We start from the raw sequence: 25,599 nt of genomic DNA on the forward strand, positions 1-25,599 counted from the left end.
GGCCACCCTCGGCCGGAGGCCGGGTACATCAAGCCCGGCCGGCGTTTGAGGCCAAACAGCCCGGCCGGCGTTTGAGGCCGCCTCGGCCGCAGGCCGGGCCAATCCAGCCCGGCCGGCGCTTGAGGCCAAGCGGGCCGCAGGCCGGCCCGCCCGTCAACACCTCACCACGCGGCAACGCCGGACCGAACACCCCCAAGCCGAGCCGCAGACGTACCAAGCCCGGTCGGCCCATACGGCACACGCGGCACAGACCGCCCCACCACACGCCGGCCGGCCCCCCCACCACCCTCCTGCCAAGGAAACGGCACCAACGGCTTCGGATCCGCGTAGCGCACGCACTCCTGATGCCACTTCAAGATCGCCGCGTTCCAGTCGCCCAACGCCCGGGCATACCCGTCCAACGCCTCCCGCGCCGCCGACTCCAACGCCAAGTCCTCGTACATGGCCGGAAGTTCGGTCGCCACGACCCGCTCGAACTCCCGCATGCGCGACGTCATCAGGTCGTTCACGATCACGAGCGCCTGCGCGAAATCGCACCCGAAGAAGTTCTGCACCACCAGCAGCAGGTTGTGCAGTTCCCCCTCGACCTCGATCTCCTTGCGGTACGAGAAGACGTCGTTGATCATCCACCCGAAGTCGGACGCCGAGTTCTCCATCGCCTGGACCGCGCGAGAGCGGTACGCCTCGTCCGGCACCACCTCGCCGTGCGACAGCCGGGACAGGCTCTTGGTCAGATCCGAGCCGAAGGTCTTGCGCCGCATCTCGATGTAGTCGACCGGGTCGGGAATCCGGTTCGCCGCCATGTTGGCCAGCTCCCACAGCCAGCTGTCCATCATGTCCTCGATGGTGCGCCGGAAGCGGCGCCGGGACTCCGGCGGCATCGGCCCGGCCGTCCGCCCCCACAGGTCGGCCAGCGCGCGCTCGATCGCGTCGCCTGCCGTCGGCGTCGGCCCGTCGTCGATCGTCATGAAGGTCTTCAACCGCTCGGTGTACACCTTCGCGCCGACCTGGTCGAGCGTGCGGCCGAAGACGATCGGGTAGTAGTCGTCGCCGTACGTCCCCCACGCCAGCCACGCGGACGCGACGTCGAGCTCGTCGGCCGTGGCCTCCGGCGCGATGCCCGCCGCGCACAGCGGCAGATCGATGTTGCGCAGGTCCCGCTCGTCCCACAACCCCTCTTCGGTGATGCCCATCCGCCGACCCCAGTCGACGACGTTCTCCCGGGCGGCCGCGAGGTGCGGATTGATCCGCGGCGCGAACGGCAGGTAGAAGTCCGGGATGTCGTACGGCTGGACCGCCTGGAACGGGACGTGCGTGAAGTTGCGCAGGCCGCTACGCAGCCCCGCCACCAGACCGGGCAGGATCCGCGCCGCGGACGTACCGATCCCCTGCGGACCGGCGAGCACCCCGCTCACGCCCCCCAGGCCCGGCAGCCTGGCCGCACCGCCCCCGCCGCCCGCCCCGGCCCCGTTCATGTACCGGCTCGACCGCATGTGCCACTCGTGCCCGCCGGACTGCCAGTCCTGCAGGCCCTTCACGTACCCCATCACGTCCATGCACGCCTGCGGGTCCAGGCCGTGTTCGAGGAAGAGCGGCGGGAGTTCGGTGAACGTGGTGTGCTCGAACTGGTGCAGGCGCGAGGTCAGCAGCTCGTTGACCGCATCCGCGGCCTCCTGGGTCGTGCAGCCCAGGAACTTCTCGAAGACCAGAACGGCGTTGGCGTTCTCGCCCTCGTTCTCGACCTCGCGCTGGTACGAGAACAGGTCGTTGCGCAGGTGGACGCCGTCGGCGAAGGTGTCCTTGAGCACGCGCATCGGCCGGGAGGCCGCGATCACCGCGGGCACCTCGGCGTTCGCGACGTACTCGACCAGGTTGGCGGACCACGGTGCGCCGCCGACCTTGCGCCGCATCTCGATGTACTCGACGGGGTTGGCGACGCGCCCCTCGTTGATGTTGGCCAACTCCCACAGCGACTCCTCCAGGAGCGCCTGAGTGCTCTCGGCGAACCGCTCCCGCCACTCCCGCGACATGCTCGGAATGGTCCGCGCCCACAGGTCGGCCAGGCCCTCCTCGACCTGATTGGTCGGCGTGGGCATGGGACCGGTGGAGTCGACCGGCATGAACGCGCGCAGGCGTTCGAGGTAGGTCTTGGCGCCGGCCATGTCGTGGGTGCGCTTGAAGATGTCGAGGAAGTGGTCGTCGAAGAAGAACACCCAGACGTACCAGTCGGTGACGAGGTCGAGTTGCGGCCCGGTGCAGTCGGGATGGGTGTACGCGCACAGCAGCGCGTAGTCGTGGGAGTCGAAGTCGTGCTCGTCCCAGATGTCGGAGCCCTCGATCATCCGCATGTCGCGGGCCCACGCCTTGGAGTGCTCGCGCGCGCCTTCGAGGTGCGGATTGAGCCGCGCGGGATACGGCACGTAGAACTGCGGGAGTTCGAAGGGTTGTGGCATCGATGCGCCCCTTTCGCCAGGGCACACGCTAGGTCTCGCGATCACCGGGATCGGGGCGGAGCGGCGGTTCTCGTCCGATCAGGTGAATTGCGCGGACGCAGGCTTAACGATCTTGGACGCGCGCCGTGCGCACGAGGGCGCGCACGAACCGATCCACCGCGTCCGCGTTGCCCGTCGGGCGATCCGGGCGATCCGGGTGATCCGGGTGATCCGAACGCTCCGGACGGCGCGGCAGCGCGGCGTACACGCTGCGGCGCGGCGGGTCCACGAGCCGATGCAGCGTCAGACCGCGGTGGATCGCGCGGGTCAGCAGCCCGGGCGCGAGCATCACGCCGAAGCCCGCCGCGACGAACGCCTGCTTGCCCAGCCAGCCCCCGCACTCGATGTCGATCCGCGGCGTGAACCCGGCCCGCGCGCACGCGCCGGTGAGCACCGCGGCGGCCCCCTCGTAGTCCTCGACCCAGGTCTCGTCGGCGAGCTCCGCCAGCTCCAACACGTCCCGGCCGGCGAGTCGGTGGCCGGCCGGGAGCACGGCGTACAACTCGTCGTCGAGCACGTGCACCAGGTCGAGGCCGGCGTACACGGGCAGGCCCGGCGGGTAGTCGGTGACCACGGCCACGTCGAACTCGCCGTCGAGCAGGCGCGGGACCAGCCGCGGCGAGAAGTCCTCCGCGAACGTGACGCGCACGGCGGGGCGTTCGGCCGCGAACGCGGTGAGCGCGTCCGGCAGCAGCGACACCGCGGCGGTGGGTACCGCGCCGACCCGGACCCGGGTGACGGCGCGGTCCTCGGCGGTGCGCACCTCCTCCTCGGCCCGCTCGACCCGGGCCAGGATCACGATCGCGTGCTCGCGCAGCACCTCGCCCGCGCGGGTGAGCCGGACCCCGCGCGCGTGCCGGGCCAGGAGCGGGCCGCCCAGGCGCGCCTCGAGGCCCGCGACCTGCCGGGACAGCGCGGACTGGGTGTACCCGAGCGTGTGCGCGGCGGCACTGATCGAGCCGTGTCGGCACACTTCCAGGAACGAGCGCAGGGCGAGGAGGTCCATGCCCGGCGAGGATAGTCGCGGCCATGCGTGACACGCATACCTGCCCTGCGGAATATGCGCTGGTGGGATGGGTGGTTGGCACGTGAGGATGACCGCATGACGACTTCCGAGCGACTCACGCACATCCCGGCCCCCGAGGGCGTCCGGCCCGGCAAGGGGTACACCAACGTCGTGACCGGTACCGGCCGGCTCGTGGCGATCTCCGGCCAGGTCGCGTTCGACGAGCACGGCGACGTGGTGGGCAAGGACGACCCGGGCGCCCAGGCCCGGCAGGTGTTCGGGAATCTGAGCCGGTGTCTGGCGGCGGCGGGCGCGACGTTCGACGACGTGATCAAGCTGACGTACTTCGTCACCGACATTGCGCACCTGCCGCAGATCCGGGCGGCCCGCGACGAGGTCGTCGACATGTCCCGGCCGCCGGCCAGTTCGGCGGTCCAGGTGGCCGCTCTGTTCATGCCCGAACTGCTGCTCGAGGTCGAGGCGTTCGCCCTGGTCGACGAGGCCGGCGCGTGAAGATCGCGGTCTGCGGCCTGGGTCGGATGGGCACGGCGGGCGCCGCCGCGCTCGTGGCCGCCGGGCACGACGTGACGGTGTGGAACCGGACGCCGCGCGAGGTGCCGGGCGCGACGAGCGCGGCGAGTGCGGCCGACGCTGCGCGCGGGGTCGAGGCGGTCGTGGTGTTCGTGTACGACGGCCCGGCGGCCGAGGCGGTCCTGTTCGGACCGGCCGGGGTCGTGGCCGGCGCCGCGCCGGGCACGCTCGTGCTCAACGCGACCACGCTCGGCCCGGACGAGTCGCGTCGGCTCGCCGAACCGGCGCGCGCGGCGGGGCTTCGGTATGTGGAGACGCCGGTCCTGGGCTCGGTCCCGGCGGTGCGCGCGGGAACGCTGGTGGTGCTCACCGGCGGGGCGGCCGGGGACGTCGAGGCGGCCGAGCCGGTGCTGCACGCGTGGTCGCACGCGGGCGAGCGGCGGTACGCCGGTCCGATCGGCGCGGCGACCGCGCTCAAGCTGGTGGCCAACTTGGGCCTGGGGATCGCGGCGGCGGGCCTGCACGACGCGGTGCGCCTGGGCGCCGAGCTGGGCCTGGACCGCGCGGACGTGCTCGACGTACTGGCTCGCAGCGCGATCGGCGGCCTGGTCACCCGAAAGCGCGACCGACTCGACGAAGGCGCCTACGCCGGCGCCGACTTCACGGTGGCCGCGCTGGTGAAGGACCTCGAACTCGCGTGCGCGGCGGCGCCCGGCACGCTGGCGATGGCCCGCGCGGCGGCGGAGGTCGGCTCGGCGGCGGTCCGGGCGGGCGACGGGGATCGCGACCTTGCGGCGCTGGGCCGCCGACCCGACTGACGCGCGCTGCAAATCGACTCCGCCGAGGGCGCCGACCTGCGCGAACCATGACCCATTTCGAACCGATGCCGGCATCATGGCCGGGCAGGTCGGCCCGCCCGGTGATCGCGCCGGCTCGGGCTCCCGACGGGTCCGAAGGGTGGCGGCAAGTGCTCGTGCAGGTGAGCGTGGTCGGCGACGAAGGCATCGAAGTCGCGGCGTTGCAGCGGTGGTTGGCGATGGACCCGGACGTCCGGGGCGGCGCCGCGATGAGCTACGCCGAGGACGGCACGACCGGTGCGATGGGCGCCACGCTCGATGTGGTCAACGTGGTGCTGAGCAACGGCATCGGCCTGAGCGGTCTGCTGGTGGCGATCGCCGGTTGGCGTCGTTCGCGCGCACCGATCGCGGGACCCGGCGGACCGGACATCGTGGTCCGGCGCGGCGATGTCGAAGTGGTGCTGTCCGGTGCGTCGGAGGCCGACATCTCGCGAGCGGTGCGCGCGCTGGAGGAGCCCGGGGATCCTGCGTGACCCAGCCGCGACTCGCCGATCCCGCGACGTCGCGGGCGGTCCTGGTCGGCACGCACGACTACGCGGCGCTGGAGCAACTGCCGGCCGTGCGGCGCAACCTCGAAGAGCTGAGCCGGTTGCTGCGCGATCCGCGGTATTGGGGTCTGCCCGCCGAGAACTGCGTGGTGCTCGAGCAACCGGGCTCGGCCGACGCGGTGTTGGACGTGTTGTCGCACGCGGCGGAGGAGGCGACCGACACCCTGCTCGTGTACTTCGCGGGGCACGGCCTGGTGGACCACCTCGACGACTCGTTCCATCTCGCGCTGGCACACACCCGGCCGGACCGCATCTACACGGCGCTGCGCTACGAGGATGTCCGCCGGGTGTTCCGCGCGCCCTCGACCCGGGCGCCGCGCAAGGTGCTGATCATGGACTGCTGCTTCAGCGGTCGGGCCATGCACGGCGCGATGGGCGCGCCGGACCGGGCCGCGCAGGTCGCCGTGCTGGGCACGAGCGTGCTGACCGCGACGGCCGAGACGCGCCGGGCCGCCGCGCCACCGGGTGAGGAATTCACCGCGTTCACCGGCGAGTTGATCAAGTGCGTCACCGAGGGGGTCGAGAACGACTCGGAACTCGTCGACATGGGATCGCTCTACCTCGAGCTCTACCGGCGGTTGGCGGCGCAGGGCCGGGAACTCCCGCAGCAGAGCAACCGGAACACGGCGGCCGGGATCTGCGTGCTGCGGAACGCGGCACGGGTGCCGGTGCTCGACCCGGTTCCGGCGCGCGGCGTGACGGGTGCGGAAGGAGCCCGGTCGGGCACGTCGGACGGGGCGGGCGGATCGGGCACCGACAGGCTCGTGGCCGACTTCGCCGAGGCGGCCAGGCAGATCGGGCTGCGCTACGGCCCGGCCGGCCTGGCGGATCGGCCGACGCCGTCGGAAGCACGGGACGTCGACCGCTGGTGGTTCCTCCGCGATGCGGAGCAGCAGGCGGGCACACGGCTCGCCGGCGCCCTGCTGGAGCGCGTGGCCGACGAGGCGCACGACGGAACCGCGACGGCGGTGCTGCTCGCGGACGCGACGGCGTCACGGGCCCGCGAGTCGGTCCTGGACGGGGAGTGCGATCCGCTGACCCTGCTCCGGGAATTGGTGCGAGAGGTCACTGAGCTTCGGCAGTCGCTGCGCTCCTCTGCGACGCCCATCAAGCATCACGATCAGCTCATGCGACTGGTGGCAACCGCGACGGACGAGGCGACCGGACGCCTGATCGCCAACGCGCTCGACTCGCTCTCTCCGACAGCAATCCCGGACCTCCGGGTACGCCTCAACCCCACGCACCGCACCGAATCGGTGAACAAGGCCATCGCGGTCGCCTCCGACGCGCTCCGGCACGGCGTCGTTCCCGGCGGCGGTGCGGCCTACCTGCGCCTGCGTGCCGGCCTGCCCGAGTCCGGGAGCCCGGCGCAATCCGTGCTGTCGGCGGCGCTGGCGGCCCCCGCCCTGCAACTGCTGGCTTCCGTGGGTGGCGGCCCGAGCCTGCTGCCCGCGCTCACCGAGCGCGCCCTGGCCGGTCAGTCGTACGACATCGTCCGCGGAACGTACGCGTCGGCCAAGCGCGACGAGCAACTGATCGACTCCGTACACGTGCTGGATGTGGCCCTGGAGGAGGCGACCCGCACGGTCGCGAGCCTGCTGCTGCCCATGCCGGGAGGCAGCTGAGCCGGCCACGCTCCTGATCTGCCGTCAAAAATACGCCCGCCGAACGACCCTTTCGGTCGTCCGGCGGGCGTCGCCGTGCACTAGACCAGGGCGTCGACGGGGGTCGTGATGACCCCCGCGGCGCGCGCCTCGCCCAGCCATTCCGGGAATTCCAGCAGGAGTTGGTCGTACAGCTCCGCGTCCGAGAGCAGGCGCGGGTCTTGGCCGGCGTGGAAGAAGCCCGCGTTGTCGACCACCCGCTGCTCCGGAACGGCGAGTTCGTCGAGCTTGCGCAGGAAGTCGAAGCCCTTGGCCTCGGGGTCGCCGAATCCGACGAACTGCCAGAAGATCGGCAGCCCGGCGGCCTCGCAGAGCGCCTTCGCCGCGGCGGGGCGGCTGGTCGGCGCGCCGTCGGTCTGGAAGATCACCAGGGCCGGGTCGGTGCTGCCGGAGGCGCGGTAGTGCTCGACCACCTTGGCGATCGCGCAGTGATAGTTGGTGCGGCCCATGTGGCCGTAGGCACCGTGCAGTTCCCCGATCCGACCCACGTGGTTGGTCAGGTCGAGGTCGGCGGTGCCGTCGATGTCGGTGGAGAAGAACACGAGCGGGACGGTGGCCTCGCCGAGCTGCGCGGACAGCGCGAGCGTCTGGTCGGCGAGGTGCTGGACGGTGCCGTCCTTGTAGTAGGAGCGCATCGAACCCGAGCGGTCCAGGACGAGGTACACCGAAACGCCGCGGCCGGCGAGACCGCACTTGTCCACGGCCGCGGCGGCGGCTTCGAAACGGGCACCCACGACGGGGGCGACGTCCTCGGCGCGCGCGGGGGGCACGGTGGCGACGGACGTCGGTGCGGGCGCGGCCTCGGCGACCACGACCGGTTCGGGGGCAGTTGCCGAGTCGACCTCGGCCTCGGACGCGACGGACTCCGCCGGTTCGCTCTCCGCAGCGACGGCCGTGGCCTCCGCCGTGGCCTCCACCGGGACCTCCGCCGGGGCCTCGACCTCGACGACGGCCTCGGCCGGCTCCGCGACCGGCTCCGCCGGGACATCCGCGACCGGCTCGGCCGCTACCGGCGGTGCCTGCACGGGAATCGGGGCCGGAGCGGGCGCGGGAGTCGTGAACTCACCGCGTGATTCCGGAATGACCACCGGCTCCGGCGCGTCGACGGACTCCAATGCTTCGACCGGCTCCGGCGCGTGAACCGGCTCCAGCTCCTCGACCGGCTCCGGCGCGTGAACCGGCTCCAGCTCCTCGACCGGCTCCGGTACGTGGACCGGCTCCGGCGCCTCGACCGATTCCGGTGCGTGAACCGGCTCCGGTGCGACGACCGGGGATTCGGTCGGTTCGGCGCGGACGTCCGTCGTCTCGGGTGTCTCCGCCGCCTCGCGGGACGCCCGCGAACGAAAGACGTTGCGCAGCAGACTCCTCAAACCCATCGGCGAATCCTTACCTGTGTGAGGGACGCCATCCCGACGATCAGGACGGTTACGTAAGGCTAGTCATGGCCCCGGCAGACCTGCGGGCGACCCGCGCGTACGACACCCCGACGGCCCCCCGAACAGCCGAACATCGCCCTGATGCCCGATATGCACCCCGTGTGGCGGGTGATATTCCGTGACCCATTTCAACGCGGCGCCCGCCGGATCCCGGGAATCTACCGCGTGCTGCCGGGGATTCGCGTCGATCCGCCCGCCGGGTCAGCCCACAAATGTCAGCCGTACCGTGCGTTCGGGATTGTCCCTGTTGGTGTCGACCATGGTGACCGACTGCCACGTGCCGAGCGCCAACTCGCCGCCGATCACCGGCAGCGTCGCGTGCGGCGGGATCAGTGCCGGGAGCACGTGGTCGCGGCCGTGCCCGGGGCTGCCGTGCCGGTGCAGCCAGCGGTCGTCGGCCGGGAGCAGGTCCGCGAGCAGGGCGAGGAGGTCGTCGTCGCTGCCCGCGCCGGTCTCCAGGACCGCGACGCCGGCGGTGGCGTGCGGGACGAACACGTTCAGCAGTCCGTCCCGGCCGCCGGCGGCGTCGCGCAGGAACTGCACGCACATACCGGTCAGGTCGTACACCCGCTCGCGTCGCCCGGTGCTGACGTCGAAGAGGCGGGATGTGGTGAGGTCGCTCATGCGCCCATGCTGCCGCACGCATGGGGCGTTCGAGCTGCGGATTCCTTTGCTTTCGGCCGAATGTGTACCGACAATGATGAGCAGTACCTACCTGTCGGTAAGTGCCGGTCGACGCGTACGGGCGCGTACCGGCGAACGCCGGTGCGTGTCGGTGCGTGTCGGCGCGCGTCGACACGCAGCGGCCCGTGTCGGTGAGTGGAGGAGAACGTCATGGCCCGCCAATACCACTGCGGCCTCGACGCCGCGATGGATGTCATCGGCGGCAAGTGGAAGGCGCTGATCCTGTGGGCGTTGCACTCCGGCGACCGGCGGTTCGGTGAGCTGCGGCGCGAAGTGGACGGCATCAGCGAGAAGATGCTCATCCAGCAGCTGCGCGAGATGGAGGCGCGCGGGATCGTGCATCGCGAGGTGTTCCACGAGGTCCCGCCGAAGGTCGTGTACTCGCTGACGCCGCTGGGCCGATCGCTCAACGAGGCGCTGCTGCCGCTGGGCGAGTGGGGGCAGGACAACGTCGACGCGATCGCGGCGACGGCTCCCGAGCCCGCGACCGCGAAACGCGGTGCGGGCAGCGGCTCGAAAACCGGCGCACCCGGCGGCTCCAAGGTGGGCACCCCCGCCGCATAGGCCATTTCCGGGCGTTTCCGGAAATGCCGAGCGCCGCGAATAGCGGCGGGAAGTCCACCGGTTCGCGACGCGCACCCTCGGTGCGTCCTTGTTGACTTTTCGTAGCGCTCGCCGCAATCATTTCGGCAGCGATTATCCGGATTGTCTGCGACGTTTTCGTTGAGCCGCCGGGATGTGAATATATGACCGAATACGTCCGAGTATCCGAACAGCTCGCGCTGCCACGAGGTCCGGGCGCCCCGATCACAGCCACCGCCCGGCGGCTCGATACGTATCCGGTACATGTCTGTCTCGACGAGGACACCGCCCTCGCGCACCTGTGCGCCGAGCTCGGCGGCCGGCGCGTCGCGCTCGTCACCGACCACACCGTGTACGCGCTGCACGCCCGCCGACTCGCCGAACGCCTGGCCGCGACCGGACTCGACGTGGTGAGCACCTCCTTTCCGGCCGGCGAGGCCAGCAAGAGCCTGAGGACCGCGAGCACGCTGCTCGACTGGCTGGCCGGCACCGCGCTCGTGCGCCGCGACGTGCTGCTCGCGGTCGGCGGCGGCGTGGTGATGGACACCGTCGGCTGGGTCGCGAGCGCGTACATGCGCGGGCTCCCCTACATCAACGTGCCCACCACGCTGCTCGCGCACGTGGACGCCGCGCTCGGCGGCAAGGTCGCGATCGACCACCCGTCCGCGAAGAACCTGATCGGCGCGTTCTACCAGCCCAAGGCGGTGGTCTCGAACGTCGGCTACCTCCGCACGCTGGACGGTCGCGGCCTGCGGGCCGGGCTCGCCGAGGCGATCAAGACCGGGATCATCGCCTCCCCCGAGCTGTTCGCGCTGATCGAGGACCAGCACAGGGCGATCCTGGCGGCCGAGCCGTCCACCACCGCCGATCTCGTGCACGCCTCCAGCGTCCTCAAGTGCCGCCTGATCTCGCGCGATCCGTACGAACGGGACCTGCGTCGACCGCTGAACCTCGGACACACCATCGGGCACGCGGTGGAGACGGCGACCGGCTACGGCCCGGTGCTGCACGGCGAGGCGGTCGCGTTCGGGATGGCCTGTGCCGCGCGGATCGCCGAGCGGCGCGGGCTCCTGGATCCGGCCCTGTGCGAGCGCGTGACGGGCCTGCTCGACCGGGTCGACCTGCCCACCACGCTGGCCGCGCTGCCCGCCCGGCTCGACCCCGCCACCACCATCGAGGCGCTCGGTCAGATCCGCAAGATCCGGGACGGGCGGCTGCGGTTCGTGCTGCCCACCGCGCTCGGCGAGACGGTGATCACCGACGACGTGACCGACGAGGAGATCCACGCCGCGCTCGTGGTCTCCCCGGCGGCCGAGTCCACCCTCGCGAGTTCGCACGGAGGCGGCGATGGCTGAACTGGACGTGTTCGTGGTCGGCGGGGTCGGCGTGGACATCATCGTGCGGGTGCCGGAACTGCCGCTGCCGATAAGCGACTTCAAGGTGCCGCCGATTCGGCAGTACGTCGCGCACACCGGCAACGGGGTGGCCCTGGGCTGCCACGCGCTCGGCCTGCGCACGCACTTCGCGGCCGTGCTCGGCCCTGACCCCGAGGGCGAGTTCGTGCTCGCGCACTACGTGAAGCAGGGCCTGTCCTTCGAGCACGTCACCGACCCCAGCGGCACCCCGCGCAGCGTCAACCTGGTCGGCCCGGACGGCGAGCGGCTGTCCCTGCACGACGGCCGGCTGCCCCGGGACCTGGTCGTGGATCCCGAGCTGTACCGCCCCGCGCTCGCCCGCGCCCGGCACGCGCATGTGTCGATCGGCGGCTGGACCCGGCCCGCGCTCGCCGCCGCGGTCGAGGCCGGCGTGTCGACCTCGACCGATCTGCACGGCTGGGACGGGATCGATCCGTCGCGGCAGGACTTCGCCTACGGCGCCGACCTCGTGTTCACCTCCACGCACCGGCTCGGCGATCGGGTCGAGACGGTCGCCGAGGACGTCCTGGCCCGGGGCCGGGCGCGGATCGTGGTCGCCATGGCGGGCGGCGGCGGCTGCTACGTCAAGTTGCCGGACGCGCCGCTGCGGCACGTGCCGGCGCTCCCGCTGCGCGCCGACGAGGTCGTGGACACCAACGGCGCGGGCGACAGCTTCGTCTCCGGATTCCTGTACGCCTACCTGGCCGGGCGCGACTGGGCCACGTGCGTGCGGGCCGGCACCCACGCCGGCGCGCACGCCGTCCGCACCGCCGGGACGCACACGTCGTTCGTCACGGCGGAAGAGCTGGATCGTGCGCTGGACTGATCCGGTCGGCGCCGGCCGGCACGATCCCCGCCGGCGTGACGATCGCGTCCCGTACGGTGCGACCCGCCGGGACGGCGGCGCCGGGCAGGACCACCGAGCGCAGTACGGTCGCGCCCGGTTCGATCCGGCAGCCGGGGTACACGACGCTGCCCTCGACGGTCGCCCCCGGTGGTACGTCGGCGCCGAGCAGACTCCCGGCGGCGTAGCGCGGAGCGTCGTCCCCCAGGCCCGGGAGCGTCCGGGGCAGCGCGCCGGCCGCGATCGGGTGCGGGTGGTCGAGCAGCCGCAGCTGTTCGGTGCGATAGCGCTCGACGGTGCCGATGTCGGCCCAGTAGTCGGTCACCTGATACGCCGTCACCCGCCGACCCCGGGCGATCATCGCGGGCAGCACGTCGCGGCTGATGTCGTGCCGCCACCCGGCGTCGCCGCGCGCGGCGAGGTCGGCCAGAACCTCGCGCAGCGGGTCGATCCGGAACACGCAGAACGCCGTGAAGACCAGGTCCGACGTGGGGTGGGTGGGCTTTTCGACCAGGGCCAGAACCCGCGCGTCGGGATCGGTCTCGACCATCCCGAACAGGTGCACGTACCGACGTTCGATCCGCTGGACGCCGATCGTGCAGTCGGCGCCGGACTCGCGGTGCGCGGCGACCATCGGCGCGTAGTCGAACACGTAGACGTGGTCCGCGTGTTGGACCAGCAGATCGTGCGCACCGGGGGCGAAGAGGTACGGCGCGTTCGCGAGCAGCGCGTCGGCGGTGCCGCGTTCGGCGGGGCGTGCGGGCAGGACGGCGCCGGGACCGGTCCGGGCCAGGTCGTCGTGCGGGCCGAAGTGCAGGCGGGTGCCGGGGTGTCGGTCCCAGTGCGCGACCAGGTGTCGGACCAGGTCGGATTCGCGGTGCTGGGACAGCAGGACGAGTTCGGGCAGGCCGGAGCGGACCGCGTTGGCGACGCTGAAGTCGACCAGCCGGCAGGACGCCGCGTACGGGACGAGGGGTTTGCAGACGTCGGCGGTGAGCGGGCCCATCCGTTCGCCGAGGCCGCCCGCGAGCAGCGCGCCGCGTACTCCTTCGAGCGTCACCACGTCCTCCCCGGGGCCTCGGCGGCGGGGACGAGGGTGCGCAGCAGGGTGAGCGAATTGACGATGCCCTGCTCCGTCGGCAGTAGGGCGTCCTCGTGTTCCACGTAGACCACTCCCCGGTAGTCGTCGTCGAGCAGCGCGGCCACGATGGCCGGCCAGGGCAGTTCGCCGGCGCCGAGGGCCCGGAAGCGGATGGCCGGGCCCGGGCCGTAGCGCGTCCAGCCCGCGCCGCGCGGCGCTTCGGCGCCGGCCCAGCGCTGGAGGTCCTTGGCGTGCACGGCCGCCAGATCGGCGCCCCAGCCGCGCACGGCCGCCACCGGATCGTGCCCGGTCGCGGCGAGGTTGGCCGGGTCCACACACAGGCGGACACCGCACTCCGTCACGAGCAGCGCCCGTGCGCTGGCCCGGTCGTACACGACCTGTTTGGGATGCGGTTCGACCACCACCCGCACGCCCGACTCGTCCGCGAGGTCCAGGATCGGCCGCGCGGCACGGACCCACGCGTCCACGTTGTCCTGCCAACTCACGTCGCTCCCCCACCAGGACAGCCAGCGGGCGAGGTCGGGTACGCCGAGCATCAGCCGCACCAGCGGCGCGCCCAGGCCCGCCGCGAGCCGCACCGTGCCCAGCGCCGCGCGCAGCCCGTGCGCGTGCTTGGCCTCGGCGGGGCCGGCGAACACCGGGTCGGTGTGCGGGCCGTGCGGGCCCAGGACGAGTTGGGTGTCGCGGCTGTTGCTGACGCAGCCCACCTCGACGCCGGCCGCGGCGAAGCGGTCGCGCAGTTCGCCGTGATGGGCGGGATCGGCGAGCCGCGCGGGATCCACGAGCGCGAAGCAGCCGTCGGCGGGCAGGTCCACCACGTCCACGCCGACCCGCCGCGCCGCGCGCAGGGCGCCGTCGAGGCCGCCGGGCGCGAGCGCCGCGAGGCACAGGCCGAGTCGGATGGGTGCGCGTGGTTCCTGCGGTCGTTGCGGTGCTTGGAGTACCTGTGGCGCTTGGACTGCCTGCGGTGCTCGGAGTGCCTGCGGTGCTCGGGGCACCTGCGGTGCTCGGGGTGCCTCGGGAGCCTGAGTTGGCTGAGGTGGCTGAGGCTGGGGTGCCTGGGGTGCCTGGGGTGCCTGCGGTGTTCGGGGTCCTTGGGTCGTCACCGTTCCCCCTCCGTCGGCTGCGCGTCGGTCGGTCACAGCGTCCGGGTATGTGCCCAACCCTTCGGCGGCCAACCGTCGTTCGCGACGAGCGCGGCGTACACCGCGCCGACCGGGTCGGCGATCATGGTCGGCGGTTCGGCCGCGCCGAGCTCGCCGACCACGCGTCGACCCAGCTCGGCGGCGTACGGCGGGCAGCCCCGGAACACGCCGCCGTTGAGCGCGACCGTCCAGGTCCCGGCCAGGCCGGCCGCTTCGCGCGCCGCGCGTACCCCCTCGACCAGGTCGTCCAGCGCGGCCCGCACAACCTCGCCCGCCACCGCGTCCCCCGCCTGCCAGGCCGCGCACACAGCCGGCGCGAGCGCGGCCACCCCGGCCTTGGGGAACGGCGCCGCGGCCAACCGGCGGGCCAGTTCGCGCGGGCCCTCGGCCGCGAACAACGTCGTCGGCGCGCCACGCCCGTCCGCTCCCCGCGCGGCGGCCCGCAGGCCGGCCGCACCGAGCGCGTACGCGCTGCCCTCGTCGCTGCCCAGGTATTCGCACCCGCCGACCACGACCGGCGGACCCGCGTCGGGGCCCGCGCTCGCCACGAACGCCGAGCCCGTACCGGCCACCACGAGTACGCCGCGGCCCGCCGAGGGCGGCGCGAGCAACAGCGGCGGCACATCGCCGGAGACCACGAGCCGCCCGGTGAGCCCCACCGACCGCGCGAGCGCGGCGAGCCGGTCGATCTCGGCGGGCGGGGTGTCCATCGTGACGGAGGCGCTCGCCAACCAGCCGACCGAAGGCGACGTGCCGCCCAGGGCCGAAGCGATCTCGGCGAGCAGTCGCCGCAGCGTCTCCGCGGCGGTCGCGCCGACCGAGGCCGGGTTCACCGATCCCCGCGTGTACCGGACGTCGTCCGGGAGCAGCGCCGTGGTCCGCGTGCCGCCGGCATCCATTGCCCAGTACATCACCGTCGAAAGCCTCCGCGGTCAGCCGAAATCGAACCTCTCGGAGCACGCTACCGGTGCCGGATGCCGGCTCGGGGTAGTGCCCGAGGTAGTACTCGGGCAGTACGGTGGGCGACACTCTCGGTCACAGACCAAGGACGGAGTGTGGATGCGGCACACCGGCGGCGTGCTCGGCCTGATGGCACCCGCGACGAGTTGGGGCCTGTTCTGGGGCGGTTGGGCCGCGCTGATCCCCACGCTCAAGAGCGAACTCGGGCTCGATGCCGGGCAACTCGGCCTCGCGCTGTTCGCGATCCCGGTCGCGGCGGTGCCCGCGATGCTGCTGACCGGGCCGCTCGCGCGCCGGCTCGGCCCGCGCACGCTGCCCATCGTGACCGGCGCGTTCGCGGCCGGCACGCTCGCCGTCGCGCTCGCCGGGTCGCGGTGGACGTTCTCGGCCGCGCTGCTGCTGGTCGGCGCGACGAGCGGGGCGATCGAGGTGGCGCTGAACGCGACCACCGCCGCGCGCGAGGCACTGACCGGCGAGCGGCTGTTCAACATGGTGCAGGCGGCGACCCCCCTCGCGATGGTGCTCGCGGCGCCCGCCGTCGGCCTCGCACTGCATCTGGGCGCGTCCGCCCGGGCGATCCTGATGACGATCGCGGTGCTCGTCGCGCTCAGCGCGGTCCTCGCGATCGACCCGCGGCGGTGGCAGGAACAGGAGCCGGCCCCGGCCGACCCGGCCCGCGCCGGCCGGGCGACCGGTCGCTTCCTGGGCGCCCTGCTGGTGGTCGGTGCGGTCGGCGGCACGGTGCTGCTGATGGAGAACACCGTCGAGCAGTGGGGCGCGATCCACCTCGAGGACGACCTGGGCGCGGGCGAGTTCGTCGCGTCGTGCGGTCCGGCCGCGTACATGGCGGGCCTGTTCGCGGGGCGCGTGCTCGCGCAGTGGCGTGGCGAACGGGTCGACGACCGCGCGCTCGTGATCGTCGGCGGCGCGCTGGGCGGGATCGGTCTGGCGGTCGCGGCGGCGGCCTGGAGCACGTGGGCCACGCTTGCCGGCTTCGCGCTCGCGGGCATCGGCCTCGCGCCGGTCCTGCCGACGCTGCTCGCCGCGACCGGCCGCGCGGTCGGCCCGGAGCGCCGCCCGCAGGCGATCTCGGTGGTCACGACTGTGTCCTACGCCGGGTTCCTGGGGGCGCCGCCGCTGGTCGGCACGCTGGCCGGGCAGTTCGGCCTGGCCACCGTGCTGGGGATGGTCGCGCTGTGCGGAGTGCTGGTGGTGACGGGCAGTCAGGCGTTGCGCTTGCTGCCGGCCGAGCGCGCCGACGCCGACGCCGACAACTCCGGCACTGCCGCTTCGGCTTCGGCTCCCGGCCATGAGGGCAACGAGGGCAACGGCGACACCGAGAACGAGAAGGGGGCCGCGCGATGACCCGGGTCCTGGTGTTCGGTTCGGGCTACATAGCCGGGCATGTCGGTACGCGGTTGGCCCGCCTGGGGCACGGCGTCGTGCTCGGCTCGCGACGGCGGCCCGCGACGCCCGAGACGCGCGGGTTGCGCTGGCTCCCGGTGGATGTGGCCGATCCGCGGCAGGTGCGCACGGTCGTCGACGCGGTCCGCCCCGACGCGGTGGTGGCCGCGCACGGGCCGTCGGACATCACGTGGTGCGAGGCCGATCCGGCCGGGGCGGCCGCGGTGCACGCGGCCGGGGCCCGGCATGTGGTCGAGGCGCTCGCGGGCCGGGCCGCGCGGGCGCTGCTGATCTCCACCGACAACGTCTTCCCCGGCCGCGCGGACAGTTGTACCGAGTCCGACCCGACCGAACCCGCCAACGCGTACGGCCGCGCCAAGCTCGCCGCCGAGGAGGCGTACCTGGCCGCAGGCGACGCGCTCGTGCTGCGGGTCAGCCTCGTGTACGGGTGGGACCGCGCGGGTTTGCGCCCCAACTTCTTCACCACCTGCGCCGAACGCCTGGCCGCCGGCGAGCCGGTCGCGGTGCCCGACGGGCACTGGAACACGCCGGTCCTGATCGATGACGTCGCCGCGTGGACCACCGCGCTGCTCGACTCGCCGCACACCGGCGTCCTGCACCTGGGCGGGCCGCGCCGACTCTCCCGGATGGCGTGGGCCCGGCACATCGCGACCGGTTACGGCGTGGACCCCGCGCTGGTGACCGCCGTGCCGCGCGGGGACACCGCGTACGCGTGCCGCCCGCGCAACGCGTGCCTGCACAGCGAGCGCGCCGCACACCTGCCCGAACTGCGGGGCCTGGCCCCGCTCGACGTGTACGAGGCCGATACCGCACTGATCGCCGCACGAGTCGCCGTCGGAAGGGACCAGCCCTGATGGATCGTCATCTGTTCCTGGCCAGCAAGCGCGCCGCCGTCAGTTTCGCCCCCGATCCCGAGACCGGCGCGCTGCGCCCGTGGCTCGCACCCGGCGGTACGGGAAACGTGGTCGCCGAGCAGGCCGGCGTGCTCGACGTGACCTGGATCGCGAGCGCCGACACCGACGAGGACCACCGGGCGGCCCGGGAACATCCGGACGGTCTGGAGCTGCGGCTGCGCTCCGGCCGCGACATCCGGGTACGGCTGCTGCGGCACGACCGGGAGACGTTCGAGATCGTGCAGAGCTTCCTGACCGCGCAGCTGATGTGGGCCGCGAACAACTACGGCTGGGACCGGTGGACGACGCCGACGTTCGGCGCCGAGACGTACACCGCCCTGGACCGGTTCGCCGAGTTCACCGAGGACTTCGCCGGCGCGCTGCTCGTCGACTCGGCCGAGATCGCCGACCCGGTGTACCTGGTGCACGACTACCAACTCGTGGGCGTTCCGGCCCGATTGCGCGCGGTGCGATCGAGCGCGCCGATCCTGATGTTCGTGCACATCCCGTGGCCCTCGCCGGACTACTGGCGGATCCTGCCCAAGGCGCTGCGGGTCGGGATCCTGGAGGGCATGCTGCCCGCGACCACGATCGGCTTCTTCGCGGACCGCTGGTGCCGCAACTTCCTGGACTGCGTGGCCGATCTGATCCCCGACGCCGTGGTCGACCGGGACGCGGGCGTGGTCCGATGGCGCGGCCGGCGCACGGGTGTGCGCACGATGCCGCTCGGCTACAGCCCGCTGGCTCTCGAATCGGACCAGCCGCGGCTGCCGGCCGGGATCGAGGAGTGGGCGGGTGACGCCCCCTTGGTCGTACACAGCGGCCGCACCGATCCGATGAAGAACGCCGAACGCGCCGTACGGGCCTTCGTGTCGGCGCATCGCGCGGAGCCTCGGGTGCGCGACTCCAGGCTGCTGGTGCGGATGAATCCGAACCGGTTGTATGTCGAGGCGAACGCCGACTACGTGCGCCGGGTGGAGTACGCGATCGCCGAGGCGAACGCCGAACTGGGCGCGGACACCGTGCGCCTGCACTGCGACAACGAGGTCGAGCACACGATCGGCTGCTTCCGGCGGGCCGACGTGCTGATGTTCAACTCGACGGTGGACGGCCAGAACCTCAGCACGTTCGAGGGGCCGTTGGTCAACGAGCGCGACGCGGACGTGATCCTGTCCGAGATGTGCGGCGCGGCCGAGATTTTGGGTCCGGTGTGCCGCACGGTCAACCCGTTCGACCTGGTGGAGCAGGCCGATGCGCTGATCGCCGCGTTGACCGCGAGCGCGCCGGAGCGGAAGGCGGCGGCCGAGCGGCGGCGCAGGGTGGCCGAGCCGTGGACGCTGGAGACCTGGGTGCGCACGCAGTTGGAGTGGCTCGACGCGGACCACCGCGATGGGGTCGACCACCGCGACGCGGCGGAGCACCGCGATGGCTGAGCCGGACGCCGCGCGGATGGCCCAGGTCGCCCAATACCAGCTGGGCGACGCGGTGTTGGTGCGCGGTGAGGGGGTTCGCTCGTGGGATTCGACGGGCCGTGAGTACCTGGACTGCGTATCCGGCACGTTCAATCTGCTGCTCGGCCACGGTCACCCCGAGGTGATGGCGGCGGTCCGCGAGCAGAGCGAGGAACTGGTGTTCGCGAGCTCGTCGTTCCGCACCGGCCCGACCGATCGGGTGATGCGCGACCTGGTCGAGATCAGCCCGGCCAACCTGACCCGGGTGAACCTGCGCAGCAGTGGCGGTTCGACCGCCAACGAGGGCGCGATCAAGATCGCCCGGCACCATACCGGTCGGCGCGACGTGATCGTGCCGTTCCGCGGCCATGTCGGGCAGACCATGGCCACGTCCGCGTTCAACGGCAGCAGTCGGATGCGCGCGCCGTTCCCGGCGTACGCGGCGGGCGTGCTGCACGTTCCCGACGCGTACTGCTTCCGCTGCTTCTACCGGCAGACCCCGGACACCTGCGGAATGTTGTGCGTCGAGCGGATCGAGGACTTCATCACGTACGCGAGTTCGGGCAGCGTCGCGTGCGTGCTGATCGAGCCGATCAGTGGGATGGGCGGCAACATCGTGCCGCCACCGGGCTACTTCGAGGCGCTGCGGGCGCTGTGCGACGAGCACGGAATCGTGCTGATCTTCGACGAGATCCAGACCGCTTTCGGGCGCACCGGGGAGATGTTCGCGGCCGACCTCTTCGGTGTCCAACCGCACATGATGACCGTCGCGAAGGGCCTGACCGGCAGCGGCCTGCCGCTCGCGGCGATCCTGACCGAGGAGCGGATGGCCGACTGGGACCGCTCGCTGCACGGCTTCACGAACGGCGGCCACGCGCTGGGCGCGGCGGCCGCGGTCAAGACCCTGGAGATCGTCCGGCGGCCGGGCTTCCTGGAGAACGTGCGAGCGGTCGGCGCGATCCTGGTCGAGCGCCTGCGGGCGATGCGGAAGGAGTACCCGATGCTCGGCGACGTGCGCGGGCCCGGCCTGATGCTCGGCGTCGAACTGGTCGAGCCGGATGGCGGGAAGGCGCCCGAGCGGGCGGCGGCGCTGCAACGCGCCCTGTACGCGCGCGGCGTGCTCACCCGGGTGTCCGAGCACGGCGCCGGCAACGTGATCGAGCTGCGCCCACCGCTGATCCTGACCCCGGCCGACGCGCGGCTGATCGCGGACCGGTTCGGGGAGGCGGTGGAGTCGATCGACTCGCCGGACTCCCGCTGATGCGCGTGGAGTTGGGCCCCGACGGGCCTCGGCTGCGCTTCGGCCGGCCGCATCCGCCGCAGGGTGAGCACCGGGTCCGGGTCCGGGTGGAGCTGGCCGGCCTGTGCCGCTCGGATCTCAAGGAGGTCGCGCGGGAGCGGCACCGGGCGAGTCAGTTCGGGCACGAACTCGTGGGTGTGCTCACCGAGTCCACGCTCGGGTCGCGGCTCCCGACCGGCACGCGCGTGGTCCTGGATCCCAATGTCCCGCTGGCCCGGACGACCGGCTTCGCGAGCGAGATGTACGCGGCCGGGTCGGCCGACCGACTGATCACCGCGCTGCCCCGAGTACCGGCCGACCTCCCGGACCGGCAGGCGGTGTTCGCCGAGCCCCTCGCCTGTGCCCGGCACTGCGTGGGCGCGCTGGCCAGGCACGACGGCACTCCCCTGGTCGAACGCCGGATCGCGGTTCTGGGCGCGGGCGCCGCCGGCCTGCTGATCGCCTGCCTGGCCACACTCGCCGGCGCGAAGGTCACGCTCGCCAACCGCAGCAGGGACCGCGCGGAGTTCCTGCGCGAGCGCGGCTTCGACGTCTCGCCCATCGACGCGCTGCCCGGCTCCGCCTTCGACACCGCGGTGATCGCGACCAGTTTCGTCCGCCCCGACATTCTGACCGAGGCCCTGCGCCTGCTCCTCCCGCACGGCCTCGTCCTGCTGTACGGCGGCACCGCACCCGGCGACCGACTCCCGGGCCTGGCCTGCGATCTCGACCCGATCCGCCGCCGCGAACAGGCGGTACGCACCGCCTGGGCGGGCAAGCCGATCACGATCGCCGGCAGCTACGGCACCACTCCCGCCGACTTCACCGCCGCGCTCGACGTCCTCCCCCGACTCCCCGTGGAACGCCTGATCACCCGCGAGATCACGCTGCCCCAACTCCCGGCCGTCCTCCTCGAACAGCTCACCGGCCGGCCCCTGGGCAAGACCCTGATCCGCCCGTAGCCCCCCGCCGCACGCACCGGGCGTGTCGACGCCCGCGCGGTTGGCCGAGCCGGGCGGGTGATCGGCGGCTTAGGATCCGCTCCATGACGACCACCCTGGGCGATGCGGCCCGCAAGCTCCTCGAAGCGCCGAATCCGGCCGTCCTGGCCACCGTCAACAAGGACGGCGGACCGCAGACCTCCGTCGTGTGGGTCGGCCTGGACGGCGACGACATCCTGATCTCGTCGCAGGAGGGCCGGCTCAAGGACCGCAACCTGCGCCGGGAGCCACGCGCGAGCCTGACGATCTACGACCCCACCGACCCGGATCACTACGTCGAGGTGCGCGGCACGACCACGGTCACCGAGGACGTCGGCCGCGAACTCGCGGTCGCGCTGGCCGAGAAGTACGAGGGCCCGGGTGCCGGCGCCGAATACCTCGCCCTCCCACCGGAGTCGGTCCGCGTGGTCATCCGCCTCACCCCGACCCGGCTCACCGGGTCCGCGGCCGGCTGATCCGTCGAGCGCGGTGGCCGGATCCGGATCGGGCCGCACCCCGCCGGGTCACGACGTCCGGCCGCCGAAGCCGCGAAGGGACCAGCGTGGGCCGTTGTGGGTCAGGTCGACCCGGGCCAGTGGGCCCGCGTCCAGGTGCCAGAACACGTTCGCGGGCGCCCGGACCGCGTGCACCACGGCGGCGCGCGCGACCATCGGGTGGGTCACCGCGACCACCCGACCCGGCCCTGCGGCCTGCCGGTCGAGCCAGTCGCCGACCCGGGCCAGTACCTCGCCGAGCGATTCACCGCCGTGCGGAGCCGCGTTCGGGTCGGCGAGCCACGCGGCCACGCCCGCCGGGTCCGCGGCCAGCACATCGTCGAGCGTGCGGCCCGCCCACGTCCCGTGATCGCCGTCCCGCAGGGCCGGCTCCACCACCGCCCCGACCAACCCGACCGCGACGGCGGTCGCGGCGCAGCGCAGCTCGGGTCCGCGTGCCGGCCGTACCGAACGCCCGCGCGTGATCGGGGCCAGCCGCTCCGCCGCCGCCAGACCATGCGCGGTCGGCGACTCGTCGACGGCGAAGGCGGCCCGCTCGGTCGCGCCCGTCGCGGCATGGCACAGCAGGGTGACGCGCGTACTCATGAATCACCCCTTCGATCCGGATTCAGCCGGCTTTCCACACGGTCCGCCCGGTTCAAGACTTGCACAAGTATTGGCGCAGATCGTTCCCACCCGTTGACCCGCTCGCCGGTCGACCTCTAGATTCCGATCGACCTCGCGTCGCGACGAGGAAGCCGGTGAGATCCCGGCACGGACGCGCCACTGTGATCGAGCCTCCGACCCGCGCGAGCGGGCCCCCGGACGGCCGTGAGTCAGACCCTCCCGCGACGCACCCCGCACACGGGCGCGTTGCCCCGAAGGAGGATTCTGTGGCTCAGGCTGCCGTTCCCGGCCCGCTGACCGCTCCCCGTCCCGTCGTCACACCGATCACGATCCCGGTCAAGGCGATTCTGCCGTGGGCCGTGTTCGCCGGGGCGTTGATGCTGTTCCTGATCTACTTCGTCTCCTCCGAGCAGGGCGCGGTCGCGCTCTTCTCGGGGTCCGGCGTGCACGAGTTCGTCCACGACGGTCGGCACCTGCTCGGCTTCCCCTGCCACTGACGGCTTCGCGGTTCTCCGTCAAGCACGTACAGCGGCATATCCAGAGGGAGTCACGCGCATGGTGCGCAATCTGTTGATCCGCGGCATGCTCACCGGCGTCCTCGCCGGTGTGCTGGCGTGGGTGTTCGCGTGGGTCTTCGGCGAGCCGGAGGTCCGCAACGCGATCGCGTTCGAGGAACACGAGTCGAGCGCACACGGCGATCATCCCGAGGAGGAGATCGTCAGCCGAGGGGTGCAGAGCACCATCGGCATGCTGACCGGGGTGGGCGTCTACGGGATCGCGATCGGCGGCCTGTTCGCCCTGGTCTTCGCGTTCGCGTACGGCAGGATCGGGCCGTTCAAGCCCCGCGCGACGGCCGGGCTGCTGGCCCTGCTCGGCTTCGTGGTGGTGATCGTGGTGCCGTTCCTGAAGTACCCGGCGAACCCGCCGGCCGTCGGCGACCCGGACACGATCGGCCGGCGCACGACGCTGTACTTCGGCATGGTCGCGCTCTCGGTGCTCTTCACGGCGGCCGCGGTGCTCTTGGCTCGCCACCTGGCACCACGTCTCGGTGCCTGGAACGCGATCCCGATCGCGGTCGCGGCCTTCGTCGCAGCGGTCGGCCTCGCGATGTGGGCGATGCCCACCGTCAACGAGATCCCAGCCGAGTTCTCCGCCCCGGTGGTCTGGCGCTTCCGAATGGCCTCCCTCGGCATGCACGCCATCATCTGGACCACCTTCGGCCTCCTCTTCGGCCTCCTCGCCGAACGAGTCCTCTTCCCCACCACCGAAGTCAACCAGCCGACACAAATCCCGGCACCACCGACCCCGGCCGGCGTTTGAGACCAACCCCTTCAAGCCCGGCCGGCGCTTGAGGCCAAGCAGCCCGGCCGGCGTTTGAGGCCACCCAGCCCGGCCGGCGCTTGAGGCCACCCTTCAAGCCCGGCCGGCGTTTGAGGCCAAGTAGCCCGGCCGGCGCTTGAGGCCACCCTTCAAGCCCGGCCGGCGTTTGAGGCCAAACAGCCCGGCCGGCGTTTGAGGCCAAGCAGCCCGGCCGACCCCATGCGCGTTCAGTCCCCCATGAACACGACCCGCCGCGTCCCCGTCGCCCCCGGCGTCGCAGCCGTCTGCGCCGACCGCCCCGCCGGAACCGCACGCTCGCGACCCCACGCCCGGATCTCCTCGATCTTCTCGGGGTTGGTCCGGCTGAACGGCGACGTGTTGGCGAACGTATCCCGGACGAAGGACGGCGTCAGCACAGTGGCACCGCCGCGCAACAGGATCTCCGCGCCCACCTCATGCAGCGACGCCTCGATGTCGGAGCCGGCGAATCCGTCGGACAGGTCGACCAGGCGTTCGACCTCGTCCGGGTCCGGCCTCTGCTTCACGTACCGCTCGTAGTAGAGCTCGATGATCTCCTTGCGGTCCGCCGGATCGGGCAGGTCCACGAAGAACAGCTCGTCGAAGCGGCCCTTGCGGAGCAGCTCGGGCGGCAGACCGCGGACATCGTTCGCGGTGGCCACCACGAACGCGCGCGAGTCCGACTCCTGGAGCCAGAACAGGAATTGGCCGATGATCCGCTGCTGGACCCCGTTCGTGTCGTGCCCGCCGGACAGGCCCTTCTCGATCTCGTCGATCCACAGCACGCACGGCGCGACCCGGTCTGCCGTCTCCAGGGCATCCCGCATCCGCCCCTCCGACTCGCCCAGGTACATCCCGTGAATGCTGGCCATGTCCAGGCGGTAGAGCGGGAGTTGCCACTGCGAGGCGATCGCCTTCGCGGACAGCGACTTGCCGCACCCGGGCACGCCGACCAGTAACACCCCGCGCGGCGGCCGAAGTCCGGTGCCGCGCAGGTCGGCGTGCATGAGTTCGTGCTTGCGGCCCAGCCAGTCGCGCAGGTTGCTCAGGCCGCCGATCGTGTAGTCGTCGTTCTTGAGCTGCACCCGTTCCAGGCCCGCGAGATCGCTGAAGATCCGGTCCTTGGAGCGCGCGAGCGCGAGCACGTCGTCCTGTTCGACCGATCCCTTGGCGACCAGCGTGGCCATCAGGTTGACCGCTTCGCCCTCGGTCACGCCCTGAAGGAACTCGGCGGCCTTGCGCGCGTCGTCCTGGGTCCAGGCGATCGGGACCACGCCGTGGTGGTCGGACAGGAAGGAGTCGATGGTGGCGTACATCTCGGCGGCGTCCGGCAGATCGAGCTTGAGGCTCATGCCCAGGCGTTGCAGGCCGCTCCAGATCGGCTTGTCGGTGATCAGCACGATGCTGCCCGCGTTGGCGTCGGCCAGCCGGGCCAGTTCGGCGACGTGCCGCGTGAACGGGGTGTCCGTGTCCAGGTCGTCGGGGTCGACCAGGACCAGTGTGGCCTGCGCGCGGCCGGTGAACTGGGCCGCGGCGAACTCCATCGCGCCGGTGAGCGAGCGGTCGTCCTGCACGGTGACGTTGGACCGGAGGTCGCGCAGTCCCGTGGCGCGAGTGTAGATCCAGAACGGCAGGTTGCTGCGGCGGGCTTGGGTCGCGATCTCCCTGACCATGCGCAATGCTCGCGGTTGCTCGATGGTGCGGAGGCCGATCACCGGGACTCTGGCCGTGAGGTAGTTGTCCAGGTCGGCCCGGCATTCGGCGTAGTTCGACATGCGCTTCTCCTTGTCCGGGCGGGGGTGGCCTCAAGCGCCGACCGGGCTGGTGGCCTCAAACGCCGGCCGGG

The 25,599-nt window shown here is 72.3% G+C and carries 24 protein-coding genes and 1 riboswitch; of the genes, 15 read left to right on the forward strand and 9 right to left on the reverse strand.

The annotated features are described in order from the left end of the window. Positions 1-161: 161 nt before the first annotated feature. Both OG928_RS04630 and OG928_RS04635 read right to left on the reverse strand, forming a co-directional pair. Positions 162-2,453 (reverse strand): germacradienol/geosmin synthase, encoded by a 2,292-nt coding sequence (locus OG928_RS04630; RefSeq protein WP_406279616.1) that lies wholly within the window; start codon positions 2,451-2,453, stop codon positions 162-164. Between the two features lie 103 nt (positions 2,454-2,556). Further along, on the reverse strand, positions 2,557-3,498 hold the full coding sequence (locus tag OG928_RS04635; protein ID WP_406279618.1) for a LysR family transcriptional regulator: 942 nt from the start codon (positions 3,496-3,498) through the stop codon (positions 2,557-2,559). A gap of 96 nt (positions 3,499-3,594) precedes the next feature. Between OG928_RS04635 and OG928_RS04640 the strand changes: the two genes are divergently transcribed. The 4 genes from OG928_RS04640 (at position 3,595) to OG928_RS04655 (ending at position 7,059) form a co-directional block, all read left to right on the forward strand. Beyond that, positions 3,595-4,011: a RidA family protein gene (locus OG928_RS04640; protein WP_406279621.1), complete on the forward strand. Its 417-nt coding sequence runs from the start codon at positions 3,595-3,597 to the stop codon at positions 4,009-4,011. Then, positions 4,008-4,847, forward strand: a complete 840-nt coding sequence (locus tag OG928_RS04645) for an NAD(P)-dependent oxidoreductase (RefSeq protein ID WP_406279624.1) — start codon at positions 4,008-4,010, stop codon at positions 4,845-4,847. The genes OG928_RS04640 and OG928_RS04645 overlap by 4 nt, the downstream gene beginning before the upstream one ends. A gap of 149 nt (positions 4,848-4,996) precedes the next feature. Further along, a complete protein-coding gene (locus OG928_RS04650) occupies positions 4,997-5,359 on the forward strand; it encodes a hypothetical protein (protein WP_406279627.1) in 363 nt (120 codons plus the stop codon). After that, the gene (locus tag OG928_RS04655; RefSeq protein ID WP_406279630.1) at positions 5,356-7,059 is read left to right on the forward strand and encodes a caspase family protein; all 1,704 of its coding nucleotides are present in this window, start codon (positions 5,356-5,358) and stop codon (positions 7,057-7,059) included. The genes OG928_RS04650 and OG928_RS04655 overlap by 4 nt, the downstream gene beginning before the upstream one ends. A gap of 80 nt (positions 7,060-7,139) precedes the next feature. Here OG928_RS04655 and OG928_RS04660 read toward each other — a convergent pair whose 3' ends face one another. Further along, the gene (locus tag OG928_RS04660; RefSeq protein ID WP_406279632.1) at positions 7,140-8,474 is read right to left on the reverse strand and encodes a VWA domain-containing protein; all 1,335 of its coding nucleotides are present in this window, start codon (positions 8,472-8,474) and stop codon (positions 7,140-7,142) included. Between the two features lie 261 nt (positions 8,475-8,735). Then, positions 8,736-9,158 carry a YjbQ family protein gene (locus OG928_RS04665; RefSeq protein ID WP_406279635.1) on the reverse strand — a complete coding sequence of 141 codons (423 nt, stop codon included), beginning with the start codon at positions 9,156-9,158 and terminating at the stop codon, positions 8,736-8,738. A 210-nt stretch (positions 9,159-9,368) separates the two neighbouring features. Here OG928_RS04665 and OG928_RS04670 point away from each other — a divergent pair, with 210 nt between their 5' ends. The 3 genes from OG928_RS04670 to OG928_RS04680 all read left to right on the forward strand — a co-directional run bounded on the left by OG928_RS04670 (position 9,369) and on the right by OG928_RS04680 (position 12,041). Continuing rightward, on the forward strand, positions 9,369-9,782 hold the full coding sequence (locus OG928_RS04670; RefSeq protein ID WP_406279638.1) for a winged helix-turn-helix transcriptional regulator: 414 nt from the start codon (positions 9,369-9,371) through the stop codon (positions 9,780-9,782). A gap of 182 nt (positions 9,783-9,964) precedes the next feature. Further along, the gene (aroB, locus tag OG928_RS04675) at positions 9,965-11,155 is read left to right on the forward strand and encodes a 3-dehydroquinate synthase (RefSeq protein WP_406279640.1); all 1,191 of its coding nucleotides are present in this window, start codon (positions 9,965-9,967) and stop codon (positions 11,153-11,155) included. Then, a complete protein-coding gene (locus OG928_RS04680) occupies positions 11,148-12,041 on the forward strand; it encodes a carbohydrate kinase family protein (RefSeq protein ID WP_406279643.1) in 894 nt (297 codons plus the stop codon). The genes aroB and OG928_RS04680 overlap by 8 nt, the downstream gene beginning before the upstream one ends. Here OG928_RS04680 and OG928_RS04685 read toward each other — a convergent pair. The 3 genes from OG928_RS04685 to OG928_RS04695 form a co-directional block, all read right to left on the reverse strand. Then, entirely contained in the window at positions 12,007-13,119 is a 1,113-nt protein-coding gene (locus OG928_RS04685) for a sugar phosphate nucleotidyltransferase (RefSeq protein ID WP_406279646.1), read from the reverse strand. The two genes, OG928_RS04680 and OG928_RS04685, sit on opposite strands and share 35 nt — an antisense overlap. Then, complete coding sequence (locus OG928_RS04690; RefSeq protein ID WP_406279649.1) at positions 13,116-14,159, reverse strand: sugar phosphate isomerase/epimerase family protein; 1,044 nt, start codon at positions 14,157-14,159, stop codon at positions 13,116-13,118. The genes OG928_RS04685 and OG928_RS04690 overlap by 4 nt, the downstream gene beginning before the upstream one ends. A gap of 140 nt (positions 14,160-14,299) precedes the next feature. Further along, the gene (locus OG928_RS04695) at positions 14,300-15,217 is read right to left on the reverse strand and encodes a BadF/BadG/BcrA/BcrD ATPase family protein (RefSeq protein WP_406290784.1); all 918 of its coding nucleotides are present in this window, start codon (positions 15,215-15,217) and stop codon (positions 14,300-14,302) included. 148 nt (positions 15,218-15,365) lie between these two features. Between OG928_RS04695 and OG928_RS04700 the strand changes: the two genes are divergently transcribed. The 6 genes from OG928_RS04700 (at position 15,366) to OG928_RS04725 (ending at position 21,770) form a co-directional block, all read left to right on the forward strand. Beyond that, on the forward strand, positions 15,366-16,631 hold the full coding sequence (locus tag OG928_RS04700) for an MFS transporter (RefSeq protein WP_406279652.1): 1,266 nt from the start codon (positions 15,366-15,368) through the stop codon (positions 16,629-16,631). Continuing rightward, complete coding sequence (locus OG928_RS04705) at positions 16,628-17,545, forward strand: SDR family oxidoreductase (protein WP_406279655.1); 918 nt, start codon at positions 16,628-16,630, stop codon at positions 17,543-17,545. Before OG928_RS04700 ends, OG928_RS04705 begins: the two co-directional genes overlap by 4 nt. Further along, the gene (locus OG928_RS04710; protein WP_406279658.1) at positions 17,545-19,017 is read left to right on the forward strand and encodes a trehalose-6-phosphate synthase; all 1,473 of its coding nucleotides are present in this window, start codon (positions 17,545-17,547) and stop codon (positions 19,015-19,017) included. Before OG928_RS04705 ends, OG928_RS04710 begins: the two co-directional genes overlap by 1 nt. Beyond that, on the forward strand, positions 19,010-20,296 hold the full coding sequence (locus OG928_RS04715) for an aspartate aminotransferase family protein (protein WP_406279661.1): 1,287 nt from the start codon (positions 19,010-19,012) through the stop codon (positions 20,294-20,296). The genes OG928_RS04710 and OG928_RS04715 overlap by 8 nt, the downstream gene beginning before the upstream one ends. Next, the gene (locus OG928_RS04720; RefSeq protein ID WP_406279664.1) at positions 20,296-21,276 is read left to right on the forward strand and encodes an alcohol dehydrogenase catalytic domain-containing protein; all 981 of its coding nucleotides are present in this window, start codon (positions 20,296-20,298) and stop codon (positions 21,274-21,276) included. Before OG928_RS04715 ends, OG928_RS04720 begins: the two co-directional genes overlap by 1 nt. Positions 21,277-21,359: 83 nt before the next feature. Continuing rightward, entirely contained in the window at positions 21,360-21,770 is a 411-nt protein-coding gene (locus tag OG928_RS04725; protein ID WP_406279667.1) for a PPOX class F420-dependent oxidoreductase, read from the forward strand. A 48-nt stretch (positions 21,771-21,818) separates the two neighbouring features. Here the strand turns inward: OG928_RS04725 and OG928_RS04730 are convergent, their stop codons facing one another. Then, positions 21,819-22,394 (reverse strand): histidine phosphatase family protein, encoded by a 576-nt coding sequence (locus OG928_RS04730; RefSeq protein ID WP_406279670.1) that lies wholly within the window; start codon positions 22,392-22,394, stop codon positions 21,819-21,821. A 147-nt stretch (positions 22,395-22,541) separates the two neighbouring features. Then, positions 22,542-22,630: riboswitch (cobalamin riboswitch) on the forward strand. Between the two features lie 51 nt (positions 22,631-22,681). Between OG928_RS04730 and OG928_RS04735 the strand changes: the two genes are divergently transcribed. Then, positions 22,682-22,912: a CbtB domain-containing protein gene (locus OG928_RS04735; protein WP_406279673.1), complete on the forward strand. Its 231-nt coding sequence runs from the start codon at positions 22,682-22,684 to the stop codon at positions 22,910-22,912. A 58-nt stretch (positions 22,913-22,970) separates the two neighbouring features. Next, a complete protein-coding gene (locus OG928_RS04740) occupies positions 22,971-23,735 on the forward strand; it encodes a CbtA family protein (protein WP_406279676.1) in 765 nt (254 codons plus the stop codon). Between the two features lie 227 nt (positions 23,736-23,962). On the opposite strand, the gene OG928_RS04745 is transcribed toward OG928_RS04740, so the two are convergent. After that, on the reverse strand, positions 23,963-25,528 hold the full coding sequence (locus OG928_RS04745; RefSeq protein WP_406279679.1) for an ATP-binding protein: 1,566 nt from the start codon (positions 25,526-25,528) through the stop codon (positions 23,963-23,965). Positions 25,529-25,599: the final 71 nt, after the last annotated feature.

The sequence above is a fragment of the Embleya sp. NBC_00896 genome (assembly GCF_045207785.1).
Taxonomy (GTDB): domain Bacteria; phylum Actinomycetota; class Actinomycetes; order Streptomycetales; family Streptomycetaceae; genus Embleya.

Excerpts from the sequence above, each read along its gene's own strand:
- OG928_RS04635 (WP_406279618.1), bottom strand. The coding sequence starts at position 3,498 with ATGGACCTCCTCGCCCTGCGCTCGTTCCTGGAAGTGTGCCGACACGGC.
- OG928_RS04730 (WP_406279670.1), bottom strand. The coding sequence starts at position 22,394 with ATGAGTACGCGCGTCACCCTGCTGTGCCATGCCGCGACGGGCGCGACC.
- OG928_RS04705 (WP_406279655.1), top strand. The coding sequence starts at position 16,628 with ATGACCCGGGTCCTGGTGTTCGGTTCGGGCTACATAGCCGGGCATGTC.
- aroB (WP_406279640.1), top strand. The coding sequence starts at position 9,965 with ATGACCGAATACGTCCGAGTATCCGAACAGCTCGCGCTGCCACGAGGT.
- OG928_RS04630 (WP_406279616.1), bottom strand. The coding sequence starts at position 2,453 with ATGCCACAACCCTTCGAACTCCCGCAGTTCTACGTGCCGTATCCCGCG.
- OG928_RS04710 (WP_406279658.1), top strand. The coding sequence starts at position 17,545 with ATGGATCGTCATCTGTTCCTGGCCAGCAAGCGCGCCGCCGTCAGTTTC.
- OG928_RS04665 (WP_406279635.1), bottom strand. The coding sequence starts at position 9,158 with ATGAGCGACCTCACCACATCCCGCCTCTTCGACGTCAGCACCGGGCGA.
- OG928_RS04695 (WP_406290784.1), bottom strand. The coding sequence starts at position 15,217 with ATGTACTGGGCAATGGATGCCGGCGGCACGCGGACCACGGCGCTGCTC.
- OG928_RS04640 (WP_406279621.1), top strand. The coding sequence starts at position 3,595 with ATGACGACTTCCGAGCGACTCACGCACATCCCGGCCCCCGAGGGCGTC.
- OG928_RS04660 (WP_406279632.1), bottom strand. The coding sequence starts at position 8,474 with ATGGGTTTGAGGAGTCTGCTGCGCAACGTCTTTCGTTCGCGGGCGTCC.
- OG928_RS04715 (WP_406279661.1), top strand. The coding sequence starts at position 19,010 with ATGGCTGAGCCGGACGCCGCGCGGATGGCCCAGGTCGCCCAATACCAG.
- OG928_RS04680 (WP_406279643.1), top strand. The coding sequence starts at position 11,148 with ATGGCTGAACTGGACGTGTTCGTGGTCGGCGGGGTCGGCGTGGACATC.
- OG928_RS04740 (WP_406279676.1), top strand. The coding sequence starts at position 22,971 with ATGGTGCGCAATCTGTTGATCCGCGGCATGCTCACCGGCGTCCTCGCC.
- OG928_RS04670 (WP_406279638.1), top strand. The coding sequence starts at position 9,369 with ATGGCCCGCCAATACCACTGCGGCCTCGACGCCGCGATGGATGTCATC.
- OG928_RS04720 (WP_406279664.1), top strand. The coding sequence starts at position 20,296 with ATGCGCGTGGAGTTGGGCCCCGACGGGCCTCGGCTGCGCTTCGGCCGG.
- OG928_RS04725 (WP_406279667.1), top strand. The coding sequence starts at position 21,360 with ATGACGACCACCCTGGGCGATGCGGCCCGCAAGCTCCTCGAAGCGCCG.
- OG928_RS04745 (WP_406279679.1), bottom strand. The coding sequence starts at position 25,528 with ATGTCGAACTACGCCGAATGCCGGGCCGACCTGGACAACTACCTCACG.
- OG928_RS04700 (WP_406279652.1), top strand. The coding sequence starts at position 15,366 with ATGCGGCACACCGGCGGCGTGCTCGGCCTGATGGCACCCGCGACGAGT.